This window comes from Bradyrhizobium cosmicum (assembly GCF_007290395.2).
GTDB lineage: Bacteria > Pseudomonadota > Alphaproteobacteria > Rhizobiales > Xanthobacteraceae > Bradyrhizobium > Bradyrhizobium cosmicum.
Genome location: NZ_CP041656.2, coordinates 6710757 through 6728062, shown reverse-complemented (window position 1 = coordinate 6728062; position 17306 = coordinate 6710757). Strand labels below are relative to the sequence as shown.

The window sequence follows — 17306 nt, the reverse complement described above, 5'->3', positions numbered from 1 at the left end:
GGCTGGGTGCATCGGCTCCGACGTGGCTGGCGGAACGACGCGCGAAGCACGCATAATTTAGGCCGGAGCAGGCCGTCTTGAAAGCCTCGTTCCCCAACTATTCCGGAGAAGGTCGCGTGAAATCTTCGCAAGGTACAGAAGCGGTAGCTGCGCAGGACGCAGGCCGGCTGCTCATTCCGGCCCCAGCCGCATGGCTGCTGTCCCGCGAAATGCTAGGCGGAGTGCAATGAAGCTGCTACCGATTGTCGCTTCGTTTGACCAAGAGATCACGGACCGAAGCAATGGATAACCGCAGCGACATCTGGCGTGGCGTCGACACGATCAAGGCGCGTTTCATCGACCTCAGCGACAAGGTCTGGGGCATGCCGGAGGTGTGCTACACTGAGGCACGTTCCGCCGCCGAGCATCTCGCCGAGCTGCGCCACCAGGGTTTCCGCATCACCGAGAACGTCGCCGGCATCCCGACCGCGCTGATGGGGGAATGGGGCGAGGGCGGACCGGTCATTGCTTTCATGGGTGAGTACGACGCGCTGCCGGGTCTTAGCCAGGAGGCCGGCGTCGCCGAGCATCGACCGACCGAGGCGGGTGGCCACGGCCATGGCTGCGGCCACAATCTGCTTGGGTCCGCGGCGCTGCTGGCCGCGACTGCGGTGAAGGACTGGCTCGCCGAGAACAAGGTGCCGGGCCGCGTGCGCTATTACGGCTGCCCGGCGGAAGAAGGCGGCGCGGCCAAGGCCTTCATGGTGCGCTCCGGTGCATTCGAGGACGCCGACATCGCCATCACCTGGCATCCGCACAGCTTCTGGGAAGTGGCCGTGACGCCCTCGCTCGCAAATACCCGCGCCGACTTCATCTTCACCGGCCGCACCTCCCATGCGGCTGCTTCACCCCATCTCGGCCGTTCCGCGCTTGATGCGGTGGAATTGATGAATGTCGGCGTGAATTATATGCGCGAGCACATGCCGAGCGACGCGCGTGTGCATTACGCGCTGCTCGATACCGGCGGCATTGCCCCGAACGTGGTGCAGGCCCATGCACGCGTCCGCTACTCGATCCGCGCCCGCGATCTGCCCGGCATGAACGAGCTGGTCGGCCGCGTCAGCAAGATCGCGGAGGGGGCGGCGCTGATGACCGAGACCAAGGTCGAGATGAAGATCATCTCCGCGGTCTCCAACATCCTGCCGAACACGCCGCTGGAGCAGGCGCTGCACCGGGTCATGGAAGAGCTCGGACCGCCGCATTTCGACGACGCTGACAAGAGCTTCGCGAACCAGATTCGCGCAACGCTCAGCGACAAGGATATCGAGTCGGTCTACTACGCGATCGGGATGGAGCCGACCGATCGGCCGCTGGCCGACTTCCTGGTGCCGCTCGATGCCAAGCGCAACCCGCTGGTCGGTTCGACCGATGTCGGCGATGTCAGCTGGGTGGTGCCGACCGTGCAGGTTCACGCACCCACGGTTGCAATCGGCACGCCCTTCCACACCTGGCAGGTGGTGGCGCAGGGCAAGAGCGGGCACGCCCACAAGGCCATGGTGCAGGCCGCCAAGGCGATGGCCGGTATCGGCATCAAGGCGTTGACGGATCCGGAGCTGATCAAGGCCGCGAAGGCGGACCTAAAAAAGCGGACCGCCCGGACGCCTTATGTCTGTCCGCTCCCAGAACACGTCGAGCCGCCGCTGACCATGTCCGTGGCGTAGAATTCGCCTCGATACTTCGTCTGATGCGACGAACAAATTTTCCGCAGTGCAGCGCGGATTCCGGCGCGTTTTGACGCCGGATTGCCGAACGCTTGGGCTGCGGAACATGGTTTTGCCCAACGGACAGCCAGAAGACCGTTTGCATACACACGGTCCCAGTTGACGTGCACCCTATTCGGTGTGCCATCTACCGCCAGACAAAACCCGGCGGCCGCCCCGCGGCCGCCTGCATCCAAAAACGGGAACCAGACGGGGGACAACCATGCTGGATAAAGAACTGCGTTCGATGATCGGTGACGTGAAGGACGGGCGTATGAATCGCCGCGCCTTCATCCAGCGCCTGGCCGCCGTCGGCCTCGCCGCGCCCGCGGCCTACCAGCTGCTTGCCTTGGGCGGAGTCGCGATGGCCGAGGGCCCGTCTGCCTACAAGCCGACCAAGCGCGGCGGCGGCGGCGCGTTGAAGCTGCTGTGGTGGCAGGGCCCTACGTTGCTCAATCCGCATTTCGCCACCGGCACCAAGGACCAGGACGGATCCCGCCTGTTCTATGAGCCGCTCGCCTGTTGGGATCCCGACGGCAACATGAAGCTGGTGCTGGCGGCCGAAATCCCCTCGGTCCAGAACGGCCTGCTCGCCGCCGACGGTACGTCGGTGACATGGAAGCTGAAGCCCGGCGTGAAATGGCACGACGGCAAGCCGTTCTCGGCCGACGACGTCGTCTTCACCTGGGAATATACCAAGGACCCGGCAACCGCGACCGTCACCAGCGGCACCTATCGCGACCTCAAGGTCGAGAAGATCGACGACCTCACCGTCAAGATCACATTCCCGAAGCCGACTCCGTTCTGGGCCGATGCGTTCGTCGGCGCCGGCGCCGGCCAGATCCTGCCGAAGCATCAATTCGCCGACTATATCGGCTCGAAATCCCGCGATGCCCCGGCCAATCTCGCGCCGGTGGGCACCGGTCCCTACAAGTTCGTCGAGTTCAAGCCCGGCGATCTCATCCGCGGCGTGATCAATCCCGACTACCACATGGCGAACCGTCCCTATTTCGATTCGATCGAGATGAAGGGCGGCGGCGACGCGGTCTCGGCGGCGCGCGCGGTGATCCAGACCGGCGAATATGATTTCGGATGGAACATCCAGGTCGAGGACGACGTGCTGCTGCGGCTGGAGAAGGGCGGCAAGGGCAAGACCATCTACGCCGTGGGCGGCGACACCGAGTTCATCGCGCTGAACTTCTCCGACCCGAACACCGAGGTTGATGGCGAACGCTCCTCGATGAAGACCAAGCATCCGCTGTTCTCCGATCCGGCGGTGCGCAAGGCATTGTCGATGCTGGTCGACCGCGATTCCATCAAGAAGGCGATCTACGGCCGCGCCGGCCGCACCACCGCCAACTTCCTCAACGGTCCCGAGAAGTTCGTCTCCAAGAACACCACCTGGGAGTTCAACATCGAGAAAGCCTCGAAGCTGCTCGACGACGCCGGCTGGAAGCCCGGCGCCGACGGCATCCGCGAGAAGGACGGCAAGAAGCTGAAGCTGCTCTACCAGACCTCGATCAACGGTCCGCGTCAGAAGACCCAGGCGATCGTCAAGCAGGCCTGTCAGAAGGCCGGCATCGACGTCGAGCTGAAATCGGTCGTCGCCTCCGTGTTCTTCTCCTCGGACGTCGCCAACCCCGACACCTATCCGAAGTTCTATGCCGACCTCGAAATGTTCCAGATTCCGCTGAGCCAGCCGGATCCGTCGCAGCACATGCGCCGCTATCATTCGCGCTACATCGCCAGCAAGGAGAACAAGTGGCAGGGCACGAACTTCACGCGCTGGACCAACAAGGACTATGACGCGGCGATCGACGCCGCCGATGCCGAAATGGATCCGGTCAAGCGCGCGGCGCTCTACATCAAGTGCAACGACCTGATGTGGCAGGACACCGTCTTCATCCCGGCGATGCATCGTCTGAAGGTAGAGGCCTCCGCGAACACGTTGCGACCGGTGATCTCGGGCTGGGCCAACGAAACCGACAACCTGTTCGACTGGTACCGCGAGGAATGATCCCCCAGCTCTAGACGGGATCCTCCCTCATGAGTCAGTACGTCCTGCGTCGCCTGATGATCGCGATTCCGAGCTTGCTCGGAATCTCGGTCGTGCTGTTCGTCGTCCTGGCGCTCGCGCCAGGCGATCCCTTTGGGGAATTGGCGACCAATCCGAACGTGCCGCCCGAAGTGCAGGCGGCGCTCCGGGCCAAGTTCGGCCTCGACGATCCGATCTACCTCCGTTACCTGCACTGGCTCAACGCCATGCTGCACGGCGACTGGGGTTTCTCCTTCGTCAGCCGGATGGACGTCGACACGCTGATCCTCCAGCGCCTGCCGGCGACCCTCTACGTGATCGGCTCGGCGCAGATTCTGGCGCTTCTGATCGCGATTCCAGTCGGCGTCTATGCGGCGACGAAGCCCTATTCGCTGTTTGACCAGGTTGCGAACACGCTCGCCTTCGTCGGCTTCTCGCTGCCGACCTTCTTCACCGGCATCCTGTTCATCCTGATCTTCTCGGTCACGCTCGACTGGCTGCCCTTCGTCTACACGACCGACATCAAGGGCACCGGCATCCATTGGGTGCTCGAGATGATCCGGCAGGCAATCATGCCGGTGGCGGTGCTGGGCCTGTTCCAGGCCGCGTCGATGACGCGCTTCGTGCGCTCGGCGATGCTCGACGTGATCCGGCTCGACTATGTCACCACGGCGCGTGCCAAGGGACTCGGCCAGGCCAAGGTCATCGTCAAGCATGTCATGCGCAACGCCATGATTCCGGTGGTGACGCTGATTGCGCTGCAGATACCTGCGGTATTCGGCGGCGCCATCGTCACCGAGCAGATCTTCCGCATCCCCGGCATCGGCTCGCTGCTGATCTCCTCTATCCTGTCCAACGACACGCCGGTGGTGATGGCCGTTACTTTCGTCTTCGCGTGCCTGGTGGTCCTCTTCAATCTCATCGCGGACGTCCTGTATGGCTGGCTTGACCCTCGCATCTCCCTCCGCTGAGCGGCGTACCTACTCGCCCTGGCGAGAGACGTGGCGGCGTTACAGCCGCCACAAGCTCGCGGTCGTCAGTGCTTTCCTGCTCCTCATCCTCATCTTGGCCGTCGTGGTCGGGCCCTTCATCTGGCGCGTCAAGATCGACGACATCGATATCGTGGCGGGCATGCAGGGTCCGTCGCTCGCACATCCTTTCGGCACCGACGATCTCGGCCAGGACATTCTGGCACGCATGATCTATGGCGGGCGGATCTCGCTCGCGGTCGGGCTCGCCGCGATGCTGGTCTCCGTCATCATCGGCACGCTGGTCGGCTCGCTCGCCGGAATGTCGCGCGGCGCGCTCGGCCACGGCCTGATGTGGCTCACCGACCTCTTCCTGTCGCTGCCGCAACTGCCGTTGCTGCTGCTGCTGATCTACCTCTTCCGCGACGGGCTGAAGCAGGCGTTTGGCCCTGAAGGCGGCATCTTCATCCTGATCGTGCTCGTCATCGGCGGTTTGCGCTGGATGCCGGTCGCCCGCCTCGTGCGTGCGCAGTTCCTGTCGATCCGCGAGAAGGAGTTCGTCGAGGCCGCGCGTGCGCTCGGGGCCAGCCCCGTGCGGCAAGTGGTGAAGCACATCCTGCCCAACGCGCTCGGTCCGGTGATCATCGCCGGGACCATCGACGTCGCTGCGGCCATCATTGCGGAATCGACGCTGTCGTTCCTCGGCCTCGGCTTTCCGCCGGATACCCCGACCTGGGGCCGGCTGCTGTACGACGCCAAGGATTTTCTCGACATCGGCCCGCACTGGGCGCTGTTTCCGGGCGGCGCGATCTTCATCGCGGTGGTCGCGATCAACTTCATCGGCGACGGCCTGCGTGACGCGCTCGATGCGCGACGGGTGATCTGATGGCGCCGCTGCTCGAAATCAAAGGGCTAAAAACCCACTTCTCGACCGACGACGGCATCCTGCAGGCCGTCGACGGCGTCGACATCTCCATCAACCGCGGCGAGACGCTCTGCGTCGTCGGCGAGTCCGGTTGCGGCAAGACCGTCACCGCGATGTCGATCCTGAAGCTGATCGCGATGCCGCCGGGCCGCATCGCGGCCGGCCAGATCATCTTCGAGGGCCGCGATCTCGTGCCGCTGACGAGCAACCAGCTCGACGAGATCAGGGCCAAGGAGATCGGATTCATCTTCCAGGAACCGATGACCTCGCTCAATCCCGTGCTCACCGTCGGCGAACAGATCGCCGAGAGCCTGCGCCGCCACGAGAACGTCACCAGAAAGCAGGCGCTCGAGCGTACCATCGAGATGCTCAAGCTGGTGCAGATCCCCAACGCCGAAGGCCGGGTTCACAACTATCCGCACCAGTTCTCCGGCGGCATGCGCCAGCGCGTGATGATCGCGATGGCACTCGCCTGCAAGCCGAAGCTGATCATCGCCGACGAGCCCACCACGGCGCTCGACGTCACCATCCAGGCGCAGATCCTCGACCTCCTGCAGGACATGAAGGAACGCTTCGGCATGGCGGTGATGCTGATCACCCATGCCATGGGCGTCGTCGCCGAGACCGCGCAGCGCGTCGTCGTGATGTATGCCGGCAAGGTGGTGGAGGAGGCGGATGTCGACGACCTCTTCGGCCATCCCGGCCATCCCTATACGCAGGGCCTGATCCGCTCGATCCCGCGCATCGATCTCGACAGCGAGCACAAGACGCGCCTGGAGGCGATCGGCGGCTCGGTGCCGATCCTGATCAACCCGCCGGTCGGCTGCCGCTTCGCCCCGCGCTGCAAGTTTGCCATGAACGTCTGCACCGAGAAGGAGCCGTTGTTGCGCGAGATCGCGCCCGGCCACCGCATGGCCTGCCACCTCGGCGATACGCAGTTGGGAGGCACGGCATGACCGAGCCCTTGCTCCGCGTCAGCGGCCTGAAGAAATATTTCCCCGTGCTTGGCGGCCTGTTGTCGCGTCAGGTCGGCAGTGTCTATGCGGTCGACGGAGTCTCGTTCTCGGTCAACCGCGGCGAGACGCTCGGTCTCGTCGGCGAGTCTGGCTGCGGCAAGTCGACGACGGGACGTTGCGTGCTGCGTCTGATCGAGCCGACCGACGGCGAGGTCACCTTCGACGGTCAGGACGTGCGCCAGCTCAGCGGCAACGATCTGCGCGCGATGCGGCGGAACATGCAGCTGGTGTTCCAGGATCCGTTCGCCTCGCTCAATCCGCGCATGACGGTCGGCGCGATCCTCGGCGAAGCGCTCATCATTCACAATCTCGGCGCCAACGCCAGGGAGCGCGAGGAGCGGGTCGCGAGCCTGCTGGTCAAGGTCGGGCTCAAGGCGGAGCACATGCGCCGTTATCCGCACGAATTCTCCGGCGGCCAACGCCAGCGCATCGTGATCGCGCGCGCGCTTGCGGTCGAGCCGAAGCTGATCGTCTGCGACGAGCCGGTCTCCGCGCTCGACGTGTCGATCCAGGCGCAGGTCATCAACCTCTTGGAGGATCTGCAGGCCGAGCTGAACCTCACCTATCTCTTCGTCGCGCACGACCTCTCGGTGGTCGAGCACATCTCCGACCGGGTCGCGGTGATGTATCTCGGCCGCATCGTCGAGTTGGCGAAGGCGAGCGATCTCTACCGCAATCCGCAGCATCCCTACACCAGGGCGCTGTTGTCGGCGGTGCCGGTGCCGGATCCCAAGCTCAAGCGCGAGCGCATCCGTCTCAAGGGCGACGTGCCGAGCCCGATGAAGCCGCCGTCAGGCTGCCACTTCCACACCCGCTGCCCGATTGCCCAGCCGCGCTGCTCGGAGAGCGCGCCGGAGCTGAGAGAGGGCGCGGGCGGGCATTTCGTGGCGTGTCATCTCGCCTGACGTCCGCTATCGCGGTTGCGACGTGCTGCGGCGGGCCAGCTGATGCAGCACGGTGTCGACGGCGGGGACCGCGCCGGTTTCGCGGAGCCAATTGTCGGCCAGCTCGCGGAGCTCGCCCGGTGTCAGCCCGAACTTGCGGCGGAATGCGCGGATGAAGGTCGAGTCGCTGCTGAAGCGCATGCCGATAGCGAGGTCGATCAGCCGCATGTCGTGTGCTGATGGAGCAATCAGCTCGCGGAAGGCAAGATTGAGCCGCTGCTCGCGCACGTAATGCGCAAGCCCGCCATCGGCCTCGAACAGCCGGTAGAGGGTCGCGCGCGAGATCCGGAAGTGACGGCACAGCTCGTCCGCAGTGAGCGCGTCGGTCTGAAGGTTGTCCGCGATGCGGCGCTTGATCATCGCAAGATAAAGATGCCGCTCAGCTCGCTCGACGCCCGCCAGGATGTCCGCCGTCCCGCCGGCGGCTGCGGCCACGAGATCGGCGATCGCCTCGACCGTCGCCTCGACGTTGCCATCCTCGGGACCCGGTGGCAGGCCAAGCGCAGCAAAATGGCTAGCGATCAGACGGGCATGCGGGTGGTCCGACGGCAGCAGGGTTGCCGTGGCCGAGTCTGGATGCGCGAGCCGCGGCGCCAGCATGGCGCGTTGCAAGATGATCGCTATCAGGCGAGTGCGGCCGCCGGCGGCGCGCAGCACCGTCCGGTTCGGTTGGGCCATGTCGAGCAGGCAGATGTCGCCGGGCCGCGCCGTCACGTCGCGACGACCGGAGCTGAACCGCATCTCGCCGGCGACGCAGAGCGTGATGTGATAGTGATCGAGGCCGCCGCGGGCGATGTGAGCGGGGGTTCGGTCGTATTCCAGGTCGGTGACGGCGGTCTCGACCAGTAAAGCGTTGCCGGCCATCATCGTGGTCGTGGTGGTGTGGAAATCGCCTGCTGCGGTGTGAGGGATGACATCGCAGATGTCGGCCGTCATGACTTGTAACTGGGCAAGCGCACGCGCCCCGCGTTCGGGATCGTCCGCCACCATGCTTTCGCTCAACGCCGTCCCGTTCACATCACCCCACGATGCGCCCGCACCGCTTCAACCCGACGTTTCAGAACCGGCGGTGCACCAGCATCTTCCCGGGATGTAATCGTTTGGAAATCGGTGCGCAAGCGAGTTCACGGGATGCAGCGGACTTCGCGCGAACGCAGCGCCGATGTGCCGTGCGCGCATCAGTGTTCGTCGAAATCAAAGGGCTGAGACAGCGGGCACATCGCGCAGCTGGCCGGTCTGCTAACGAGCATCTCGAAATCCCGACCTAGCGCGCGAATGCTTGCGGCAAGGTTCGCGTCCGAGGCACGTCATGACAATCAGATTGCGACCACCGCTCGTCCTTTTAATTGGACCGACGAAGTCCCGGCTTGCCGTCCGGCGGCGGGAGGTCCTCGCCGGCATCGCCGTCACGGCAATGACGCTCGGCCTGCCCGGCGCGGCACGCGCTGCAACGCTGGTGGTGACCTCCACGGCCGACAGCGGCGCCGGCAGCCTGCGGACGGCCATCACCAGCGCCACGAGCGGCGACACCATCCTGTTTCAGGTCAGCGGTACCATCACGCTCCTGAGTGAGCTGCCGGTCATCACCAAGAACATCACCATCGACGGCAACGGCAACAACCCGACCATCAGTGGCGCCAATACCTACCGGCCGTTCTTCATCGGCGATGCCGGCACCAGCGGCTCGACCTATTCGGTCGCGCTGAAGAACCTGACCATCGCCGACGCGGTGGCGCAGGGTGGAAGGGGGCTGGGCTCAGGCGCCGGCGCTGGCCTCGGAGGCGCAGTCTTCGTTTCCAGCAACGGCGCGCTGACCCTGTCGAACGTTGCCGTCTCTAACACGCAGGCCAAGGGCGGAAGCGTCGTGTCCAATGTTGGAAACATCAGCGGCGGCGGCGGCATGGGTGGCAAGTCGTTCCCTACGACTCCGGCGGGCGGGGGTGGCTTGTTCGTCGGCTCTGATGACAACGGTTCGGGCACTGGCGGCGGTCCGAGCGGCGGAGTGCATAACGGCGGCAATGGTCCTCAGACCGGCGGCGCCGGCGGTTTCGCCAGCGGTGGTGGCGGTGGTTCGTCCAACGGAGGTCCCGTGGCTGGCGGCGCGGGTGGGTTTGGCGGCGGCGGTGGTGGCGCCAATGCCGGCGGATCGTCGACGGGAGGCCAAGGAGGCTTTGGCGGTGGTGGCGGTTCGGCGAATAGCGCCGGCGGCACTTCATCCGGTGGCGACGGTGGTTTCGGGGGCGGTGGTGGCGGCGGGCTGACGTCGGCTGGAACAGGTGGTTTCGGCGCCGGCAATGGCGGTAGCGGTGGGACTGGATACAATTCGGGAGGCGGGGGCCTGGGTGCCGGCGGCGCCATCTTCGTGCAGAGCGGCGGTACCGTGACCGTTCAGGGCGATCTCTCGCAGACCGCGGGCAGCGTCTCGGGCGGCACCGGCTACAACGGCGGGACCAACGGCTCGGCCTTCGGATCCGGCATCTTCTTTCAGGGCACCAGCGGCACCACGACCGCGCTCGGCTTCGGCGCCGGCAACCAGACGATCGCCGACACCATCGCCGACTATATTGGCTCCGGCGGCAGCAATCCCGGCGGCGGCAGCAATGCCGCCGACCAGGGCGGCAGCGTCGCGATCACCAAGAGCACTGGCGGCACGCTGACGCTCTCGGGTGCCAACACCTATAGCGGCGGCACCACCATCAACGAGGGCGCGACGCTGGTCGTCGGCAATGGCGGCGCGCTCGGCAGCGGCGCCTTGATGCTCAACGGCGGCACCACGGGCGTCACCGTGACCTTCAACGGCAGCTTCAGCGTCGGCAACGACATCGTTGCGACCGGTGATCCGACCTACAATGTCCAGACGGGCGATACGGTCAATCTGACGGGCGTGTTGTCCGGTACGGGCGACGTCGTCGTCAATGGCCAGAGCGGCTATGCCGGCACGCTCGTCCTCTCCGGCGCCAACACCTATAGCGGCGGCACCATCGTTTCCGGCGGAGCCTTGTTTCTCTCCGGCGCGGGGACGCTCGGCGCCGCGACCGGCACGACCACGGTGTCCGGTGGCACGCTCGATCTCGGCGGCACGACGCAGATCCAGGCAACGGTCAACCTCGCCGGCGGCGCGCTCCGGAACGGTGGCCTCGACGCGCCGATCACGTCGAGCGGAGGTGTCGTCAACGGCATTGGCGGCACCGCGAGCCTGACGACGACGGGCGGGACCACGGTCGTGATGGGGAGCAACACCTATAGCGGCGGTACGACGGTCAACGGCGGCGTGTTGACGGGCGATGGCTCGCTCGGCGCAATAACCGTCCATGCCGGCGGCACGTTTGCACCGGGCAACGGCACACCCGGCAGCGCGATGGCGGTGAACGGCAGCCTCGCCTTTCAGTCGGGCGCGATCTATCTCGTCCAGCTCGATCCGTCTGCGGCGTCCTATGCGAGTGTCACTGGCGCAGCGCAGCTCGGCGGCGCGACGGTGACGGCGAATTTCGCCGCCGGTAGTTACGTTGCGAAGCGGTACATGATTCTGACCGCGAGCGGCGGCGTCAGCGGCACCTTCAATACGACCATCGTCAACACCAGCCTGCCGTCCAATTTCCACAGCAGCCTGAGCTACGACACCAATGACGTCTATCTCGACCTGGCCTTGAATTTCGGGATTCCGTCCGGTCTCAACGGCAACCAGCAGCGCGTCGGCGACGCGCTGACCAATGTCTTCAACGCCAATGGCGGCATCGCCGCGGTCTACGCCACGCTGACGGCGGGCGGGCTGACGCAGGCCTCCGGCGAGTCCGCAACAGGCTCGCAGCAGACGACGTTCAAAGCGATGAGCCAGTTCATGGGACTGCTCACCGATCCCGCCGCGCAGCGTGACGGCGGGCCGGGTTCGGCCGGTGGCGCTGCCGGATTCGTCGAGGAGGATCAGGCCAGCGCCTACGCCCCACGCAAACGCGCCGACGCATTCGCGATGATGACAAAAGCCCGGCCGCAGACCTTTGCGCAACGCTGGAGCGTGTGGGCCGCGGGCTTCGGCGGGTCGCAGTCGACCGACGGCAACGCGGTAGTCGGCTCGAATGGAGCGACCAGCCGCATCGCCGGCACCGTGATCGGAGCCGACTATCTGTTCTCACCGCACACGTTGCTCGGCTTCGCGCTTGCCGGTGGCGGCACCGGCTTCGGCGTGAACGGCCTCGGGTCAGGCCGCTCCGACCTGTTCCAGGCCGCCGCCTATCTGCGACACACGAGCGGGCCGGCTTATCTGTCGGCGGCGCTGGCCTATGGCTGGCAGGACATCACGACCGATCGCACTGTGACGATTGCAGGCGCCGATCGACTGCGCGCCGAGTTCGACGCCAATGCGTATTCCGGCCGTATCGAGGGCGGCTATCGGCATGTCGGGCCATGGATCGGCGGGATCGGCGTCACGCCCTACGGCGCGTTGCAGTTCACGAAGCTGGATCTGCCCGCCTATGCCGAGCAGGCCGTTGCCGGATCCGCCGCCTTCGCCTTGAGCTATGCCGCGAGGAACGTCACGGACACCCGCGGCGAGCTTGGCTTGCGTACCGATAAATCCTTCGCCATGCAGGCTGGCGTGCTGACACTGCGCGGCCGCCTTGCGTGGGCGCACGATTTCAATCCGGACCGTTCGATTGCAGCGACCTTCCAGGCGTTGCCTGGCGCAAGCTTCGTCGTCAACGGCGCCGCGCAGGCCCGCGATTCCGGGCTCACCACGGCTTCCGTGGACATGAGCTGGCTGAATGGATGGTCCGCGGCGGCGACGTTTGAGGGGGAATTCTCGGACGTCACCCGCAGCTACGCAGGCAAGGGCAGCGTTCGCTACGCCTGGTAAGCCGCCTCACGCATCCAGTGTGAAGCCGACGCGTAGCGTCACCTGGTAGTGACGGACCGTGCCGTTCTCGATGTGGCCACGCGTCTGCGTCACCTCGAACCATTTCATTTCGCGAATGGTCTTGGCGGCGCGGCTGATCGCGTTCTTGATCGCATCCTCGATCGATGTGTCGGACGATCCAACGAGTTCCAGGATCTTGTAGACGTGGTCTTTCTCGGCTGCGGCCATGTTCAGTCCTCCCTTGGCTCCCGCTGCGACCGGCAGGACATCGCGCCTGCCGTGAAACGCCGCCGCAGCGGGATCAATCTGAACGAGCGCCGGCGGTTTGGGTTCCGTGATGCGGCTGATCCGCAGGCGCCGGCCGCGATGGGCGCTCACGCCCGGCGGCGTGACCGAATGTTGCGGAGGACCCGACGGGCTATTCCGGCAGGCGCGCCGGAGCGCCGAACTCGACGGCGGCCAGGCGTGTCGCGGTAACCGGCTGCGCGGTGCGCCAAAGTATGCGCAGCAGCATCGCAAGCAGTGCGATGAGGGCGATGCCGGCGATGGCGGGCTTGAAGCGTTCATCGAGACCGGCCGCAATGCCGATCGATTGCAGCAGGCCGTAAGAGCCGGCCAGCATTACAAGCCCGTACATGATGCTGCGTTCGCCAGGGCTGGTCACTTTGGGCAGATCGGGAAGGAGCAGCGCCAAGCCGATTCCCATAATGGGCAGATCGTAGTCATAAGCATAGGGGCTGATCATCACCGAGACGGTCGCAGCGACGCCGAGCGTGAAGGACGAAGGCATCCCACGGGCGATGCAAGTCACGACCGCAATGAGTGCCAGTCCGGCGACGGTGACCTGCCCCCAGAACGCGGCGCTGGCGGGGACGCCGGCATTGAATAGCGCCGCGTAGGCCGAGATCATTCGAAACAGGGGATACAAGCCCTGTTCCAGAAAGCCCGCCGACTCCCTGATCGCGCCCTGCCACGCGATCCAGATATGCGGCCCGAAAGCCACGGTGCAGAGCAGGGAGCTCACGAGCACGACAATGGCGGCCGTGACGATCGTTGCCCAGCGGCGGGTCGCCAGCAGATACACACCGACCGCAATGGCGAGGTGCGGCTTGACGACCATGGCGCCGAGCGCGAGGCCTGCGATAACCTTGCGCTTCTGCAGGTTGATGCAGACGAGCCCGATCAGCGCACCCGTGAGAAAGCCGTTCTGTCCGCAGCTGATCGTGGTCGCCATGGCTGGAAACAGCACGACGAGGGTCTGTGCGAAATGCTCTCGCGCAATCGCGCGCAGGGTCATCAGATAGGCGGTGAGCGTCGCGGCGGTGAACACGAAATAGGCCGCCCAGGTGGCCAGGAATGCGAAGGGGGCCAGCAAAAGGTCGAACTGTGGCGGGTAGGTCCACGGCATAGAACCGGTCGCGTCGCCTGACATTGCCGTCTGCATCTTCATGAACGCCGCGAATCGATAGGTCAGGTCGACATCCCCGAGCCAGACCCGTTGCGCGACGATATGAAAGGCAGCGAAATCGGGCACCTCGTGGTCGTGCCAGAAGCCCCAGTGGAAGAACCAATAGGCCTTGAGACCCACGATGGCCGCAAGCGTCGCCAGAAGGCAGCGCTCATATGTCGCCCGCCTTCCTGGCGAGGACTGAATTTGCTCGAACGTCTTCGCGAGCACGCGTTCATCCCCTCTGGCGACAGGGCGGCATCGCCGCCGATCCGCGCGCGAGATTGCCGCCTTAGTCTTAAGGGACGGTAACGAACTGGAAAGGATTTCGGCGGCTACCCGACATGCGCCGGCGCGAGTTGGAAACGGGTAGGCCGCACGGCCGTGACGGAAAGACCCGACCCCGGCAGATTTGCGTGCGATATCGAAATGATCCCTTCGAATTCGCCGGATGGTGTCACGCAGCCCGCTTGTCCGCGGAAACGCGGAGGAGCTAGCTTGAATATCCTTCCTGCAGCTTCGAAGTGCGGTGATGAACGATCGTTTGACGAAAGGTATTTTGATCACGATCGGCCTGTTGGCCGTGCCGGCACCCGCTGTCGCGCAGAACGATCTTCATGCGGCGCCCGGCATGATGTCGCTGCAAGTGACGACCGATCCCTCCATGATCGAATGTCGCAAGCTGGAGACGGTCAATCCCGACGCGCTCACGTTCCTGCCGCTGCGCCGGACGTTCAACGACGATTTCGACGATCATCCGCTCGCGAACGGACGCTGGGTGCCGCACTACGCCGGCGGCGCAGTCTGGCCGGAAGCGCGCTACTGGGGCGGAGACGGCTCCGACTTCAAGCGCAAGACCAGCGCCAATGGCGAGCAGCAGATCTATGTCGATCCGCGCTATGCCGGCCGCGCGGCGACGCCACTGGGGCTCGATCCATTCAGGGTGAGGGACGGCGTGCTCTCGATCGTCGCCAGCCGCACGCCGCCGGAATTGAAGCCGGTGCTGTTCAACAACGAGTACGTCTCGGGGATCCTCACGACCCACGGTACTTTCGCGCAGAAGCACGGCTATTTCGAAATCCGTGCCAAGGTGCCGGTCGGCCACGCGGTATGGCCGGCCTTCTGGATGCTGGCGGACGATGGCGGCTGGCCTCCGGAGGTCGACGTGCTGGAAGGCCGCGGCGAGCGGCCGGGCGATCTCGTGATGACGACGCATTGGCGGATTCCGTCGACCCAAAAGATCCAGTCCTGCGGCTTCGACTTCGCGGTCGGCGACGCCTCGCACGCATTCCACAATTACGGTGTGCTGTGGGAGGAGGATCGTCTGGTCTATTTCATCGACCGCAGGCCGGTCTCCGACATCAAGGTGCCGATCGGCTTCGATGATCCCATGTACATGATCGTCAATCTCGCGATCGGCTCAAAGTTCTTTCCCGGCGTCGGTACCGTCGATGCGCAATCGCCGCCGACGGTCGCATTCGAGATCGACCGGATTTCCGCCTATCAGATCGATAGGGAGCAGGCGCAGAGATAGGGATGGCTGACGAACTCTCTCGGCGGCGGCGCAAAGCGATCAAGGCGTAAGGCCTGACGCCATCGCCTACGGATCCAGCTCGGTATCCCAGTAGAGATAGTCCAGCCAGCTGTCGTGCAAATAGTTCGGCGGGAACAGGCGGCCGTTGCGGTGGAGCTGGTGCACCGTCGGCGCGAACGCGCTCTGGCGTGGAAACATCTTGGCTTGCGCGGGCGTCAGATTTCCCTTGCGCAGATTGCACGGCGAGCACGCTGCGACCACGTTCTCCCAGGTGGTCTGGCCGCCTTTGCTGCGCGGAATAATGTGATCGAAGGTGAGGTCTTCGGGCGAGCCGCAATATTGGCAGGCGAAACGATCGCGCAGGAAGACGTTGAACCGGGTGAAGGCAGGATGGGTGGTCGGCTTGACGAAGGATTTGAGCGAGACCACGCTCGGCAGCTGCATTTGCAGCGTGGGACTGTGAACCGCCTGATCGTAGTGCGCGACGATGTTGACGCGGTCGAGGAACACCGCCTTGATCGCGTCCTGCCACGACCAAAGAGACAGTGGGTAGTAACTCAGCGGCCGGAAGTCCGCGTTCAGGACCAGCACCGGCCAACTGCCTTGCGAGACATGTGCGTTCAAGTAACGCTCCCGGCCTCCAACATACGCTGCGAAGCAGCATGTGCTGACATACTACATGCAGCGTGACGGGATTGTGAAGCCCGTTGAGCGACTTATTCAGGCGCATGCAATGCGGCGGCGGGGTGGCGAAACGCTCAAAAATGCCGCGATTTGGGCGCCCGCTTGTCGAGGCACTACTCCCGCACCCGCTCCAGCTTCTGCAAGCACCGCGTCGCGCGGACCGCGGCCGGCATCTCCTGGTCCGGAAAGCTCGCTTTCCAATTGGTGACGCCGACTTCGCCGACATAGATGTCGCCCCTCGAATCCAGGGCGAGGCCGTGCGGCGCCAGGAATTTGCCGCTCGCAACACCCGGGCCGTCCTCGCCCCCGAGCCGTGCGATGCGTTTGCCTTGCGCATCGACGATCGACAGCCGCGGGCCGAGATTGGGCACATTGCGGTTGATGTCGAGGCCGGGGCCGAGCTCCCCGATCACGAAGGTCGGGCTCCCGGCCCCGCCGCAGCAGCACAGTGCACAGGGCCGGTGCAGATTGTTCCACTGCGTCTCGTATTTGCCCTCGCCGTCGAAAACCTGCACGCGATGGTTTTCGCGGTCGGCGACATAGACCCAGCCGTCGGCATCGGTGACGATATTGTGCACGATGTTGAACTGGCCGGGATCGGTGCCGGGCTCGCCCCAGCTCTTGATCAGCTTGCCGTCCGGCGTGAATTTATGCACTCGCGCATTGCCGTAACCGTCGGAGACGTAGATCTCGCCTTTCGGCGACAGCGCGGTGTGGGTGCAGCGGTGGAACGGCTCGCCGCTCATGAAAGGCGCCGGCTTCTTGGGGATGCCGATCGTCAACAGCACCTTGCCGTCGGTGGTGCATTTGCGCACGGTGTGGTCGCCGTCATCGGTGCAATAGAGATTGTCGTCGGCGTCGATGTGCAGTCCATGCGCGCGCGAGAACAGGCCTTCGCCAAAGCTGCGCAGAAAGTTGCCATCGCGGTCGAGCACCACCATCGGATGGGCGCCGCGGTTGAAGACGTAGACGCGATCTTTGCTGTCGACCGCGACCGAGGCGACGTCGGTCAGTTGCCAGCCGTCCGGCAGCTTCGCGAAGTTGTCGACGACGCGGTAGCGGTGCTCGCCGGTGCCGAGAATGGCTGGCATGGATATTTCCCTTTGAATTAGTGACGCGACCGTCTCCACACTGTCATTGCGAGCGCAGCGAAGCAATCCAGTCT

Annotated in this window: 13 protein-coding genes; 8 read left to right on the top strand and 5 right to left on the bottom strand. The window is 64.9% G+C overall.

The window, feature by feature from the left end:
- The first annotated feature begins 281 nt into the window (after positions 1-281).
- The 6 genes from FNV92_RS32025 to FNV92_RS32000 all read left to right on the top strand — a co-directional run bounded on the left by FNV92_RS32025 (position 282) and on the right by FNV92_RS32000 (position 7588).
- Positions 282-1700, top strand: coding sequence for a M20 family metallopeptidase (locus tag FNV92_RS32025; RefSeq protein ID WP_143843101.1), 1419 nt, complete (start codon positions 282-284; stop codon positions 1698-1700).
- 262 nt (positions 1701-1962) lie between these two features.
- Positions 1963-3756, top strand: a complete 1794-nt coding sequence (locus FNV92_RS32020) for a peptide ABC transporter substrate-binding protein (RefSeq protein ID WP_041748586.1) — start codon at positions 1963-1965, stop codon at positions 3754-3756.
- Between the two features lie 29 nt (positions 3757-3785).
- Positions 3786-4745 (top strand): ABC transporter permease, encoded by a 960-nt coding sequence (locus FNV92_RS32015; RefSeq protein ID WP_143843102.1) that lies wholly within the window; start codon positions 3786-3788, stop codon positions 4743-4745.
- Positions 4711-5628 (top strand): ABC transporter permease, encoded by a 918-nt coding sequence (locus FNV92_RS32010; protein WP_015688872.1) that lies wholly within the window; start codon positions 4711-4713, stop codon positions 5626-5628. The genes FNV92_RS32015 and FNV92_RS32010 overlap by 35 nt, the downstream gene beginning before the upstream one ends.
- The gene (locus tag FNV92_RS32005; protein ID WP_015688871.1) at positions 5628-6623 is read left to right on the top strand and encodes an ABC transporter ATP-binding protein; all 996 of its coding nucleotides are present in this window, start codon (positions 5628-5630) and stop codon (positions 6621-6623) included. Before FNV92_RS32010 ends, FNV92_RS32005 begins: the two co-directional genes overlap by 1 nt.
- Positions 6620-7588 (top strand): ABC transporter ATP-binding protein, encoded by a 969-nt coding sequence (locus tag FNV92_RS32000; protein ID WP_143843103.1) that lies wholly within the window; start codon positions 6620-6622, stop codon positions 7586-7588. The genes FNV92_RS32005 and FNV92_RS32000 overlap by 4 nt, the downstream gene beginning before the upstream one ends.
- Positions 7589-7594: 6 nt before the next feature.
- Here FNV92_RS32000 and FNV92_RS31995 read toward each other — a convergent pair whose 3' ends face one another.
- Positions 7595-8617: a helix-turn-helix domain-containing protein gene (locus tag FNV92_RS31995; protein WP_143843104.1), complete on the bottom strand. Its 1023-nt coding sequence runs from the start codon at positions 8615-8617 to the stop codon at positions 7595-7597.
- A 424-nt stretch (positions 8618-9041) separates the two neighbouring features.
- On the opposite strand from FNV92_RS31995, the gene FNV92_RS31990 reads away from it, so the two are divergent.
- Entirely contained in the window at positions 9042-12476 is a 3435-nt protein-coding gene (locus tag FNV92_RS31990) for an autotransporter domain-containing protein (protein WP_143846156.1), read from the top strand.
- A gap of 6 nt (positions 12477-12482) precedes the next feature.
- On the opposite strand, the gene FNV92_RS31985 is transcribed toward FNV92_RS31990, so the two are convergent.
- Entirely contained in the window at positions 12483-12704 is a 222-nt protein-coding gene (locus tag FNV92_RS31985; RefSeq protein ID WP_015688867.1) for a dodecin, read from the bottom strand.
- A gap of 190 nt (positions 12705-12894) precedes the next feature.
- Positions 12895-14154, bottom strand: coding sequence for a glycosyltransferase family 87 protein (locus FNV92_RS31980; protein ID WP_143843105.1), 1260 nt, complete (start codon positions 14152-14154; stop codon positions 12895-12897).
- Positions 14155-14455: 301 nt separating this feature from the next.
- On the opposite strand from FNV92_RS31980, the gene FNV92_RS31975 reads away from it, so the two are divergent.
- The gene (locus tag FNV92_RS31975; protein WP_143843106.1) at positions 14456-15457 is read left to right on the top strand and encodes a glycoside hydrolase family 16 protein; all 1002 of its coding nucleotides are present in this window, start codon (positions 14456-14458) and stop codon (positions 15455-15457) included.
- 66 nt (positions 15458-15523) lie between these two features.
- Here FNV92_RS31975 and FNV92_RS31970 read toward each other — a convergent pair whose 3' ends face one another.
- Both FNV92_RS31970 and FNV92_RS31965 read right to left on the bottom strand, forming a co-directional pair.
- The gene (locus tag FNV92_RS31970) at positions 15524-16081 is read right to left on the bottom strand and encodes an HNH endonuclease (protein ID WP_008142962.1); all 558 of its coding nucleotides are present in this window, start codon (positions 16079-16081) and stop codon (positions 15524-15526) included.
- A gap of 173 nt (positions 16082-16254) precedes the next feature.
- Entirely contained in the window at positions 16255-17232 is a 978-nt protein-coding gene (locus tag FNV92_RS31965) for a peptidyl-alpha-hydroxyglycine alpha-amidating lyase family protein (RefSeq protein WP_143843107.1), read from the bottom strand.
- Between the last annotated feature and the right edge of the window lie 74 nt (positions 17233-17306).

Bases quoted from the DNA above. Each gene is read 5' to 3' on its own strand.
- FNV92_RS32005 (WP_015688871.1), top strand. From the start codon at position 5,628: ATGGCGCCGCTGCTCGAAATCAAAGGGCTAAAAACCCACTTCTCGACC.
- FNV92_RS31965 (WP_143843107.1), bottom strand. From the start codon at position 17,232: ATGCCAGCCATTCTCGGCACCGGCGAGCACCGCTACCGCGTCGTCGAC.
- FNV92_RS31985 (WP_015688867.1), bottom strand. From the start codon at position 12,704: ATGGCCGCAGCCGAGAAAGACCACGTCTACAAGATCCTGGAACTCGTT.
- FNV92_RS31975 (WP_143843106.1), top strand. From the start codon at position 14,456: ATGAACGATCGTTTGACGAAAGGTATTTTGATCACGATCGGCCTGTTG.
- FNV92_RS32000 (WP_143843103.1), top strand. From the start codon at position 6,620: ATGACCGAGCCCTTGCTCCGCGTCAGCGGCCTGAAGAAATATTTCCCC.
- FNV92_RS32015 (WP_143843102.1), top strand. From the start codon at position 3,786: ATGAGTCAGTACGTCCTGCGTCGCCTGATGATCGCGATTCCGAGCTTG.
- FNV92_RS31995 (WP_143843104.1), bottom strand. From the start codon at position 8,617: ATGGTGGCGGACGATCCCGAACGCGGGGCGCGTGCGCTTGCCCAGTTA.
- FNV92_RS31990 (WP_143846156.1), top strand. From the start codon at position 9,042: ATGACGCTCGGCCTGCCCGGCGCGGCACGCGCTGCAACGCTGGTGGTG.
- FNV92_RS32010 (WP_015688872.1), top strand. From the start codon at position 4,711: ATGGCTGGCTTGACCCTCGCATCTCCCTCCGCTGAGCGGCGTACCTAC.
- FNV92_RS32020 (WP_041748586.1), top strand. From the start codon at position 1,963: ATGCTGGATAAAGAACTGCGTTCGATGATCGGTGACGTGAAGGACGGG.
- FNV92_RS32025 (WP_143843101.1), top strand. From the start codon at position 282: ATGGATAACCGCAGCGACATCTGGCGTGGCGTCGACACGATCAAGGCG.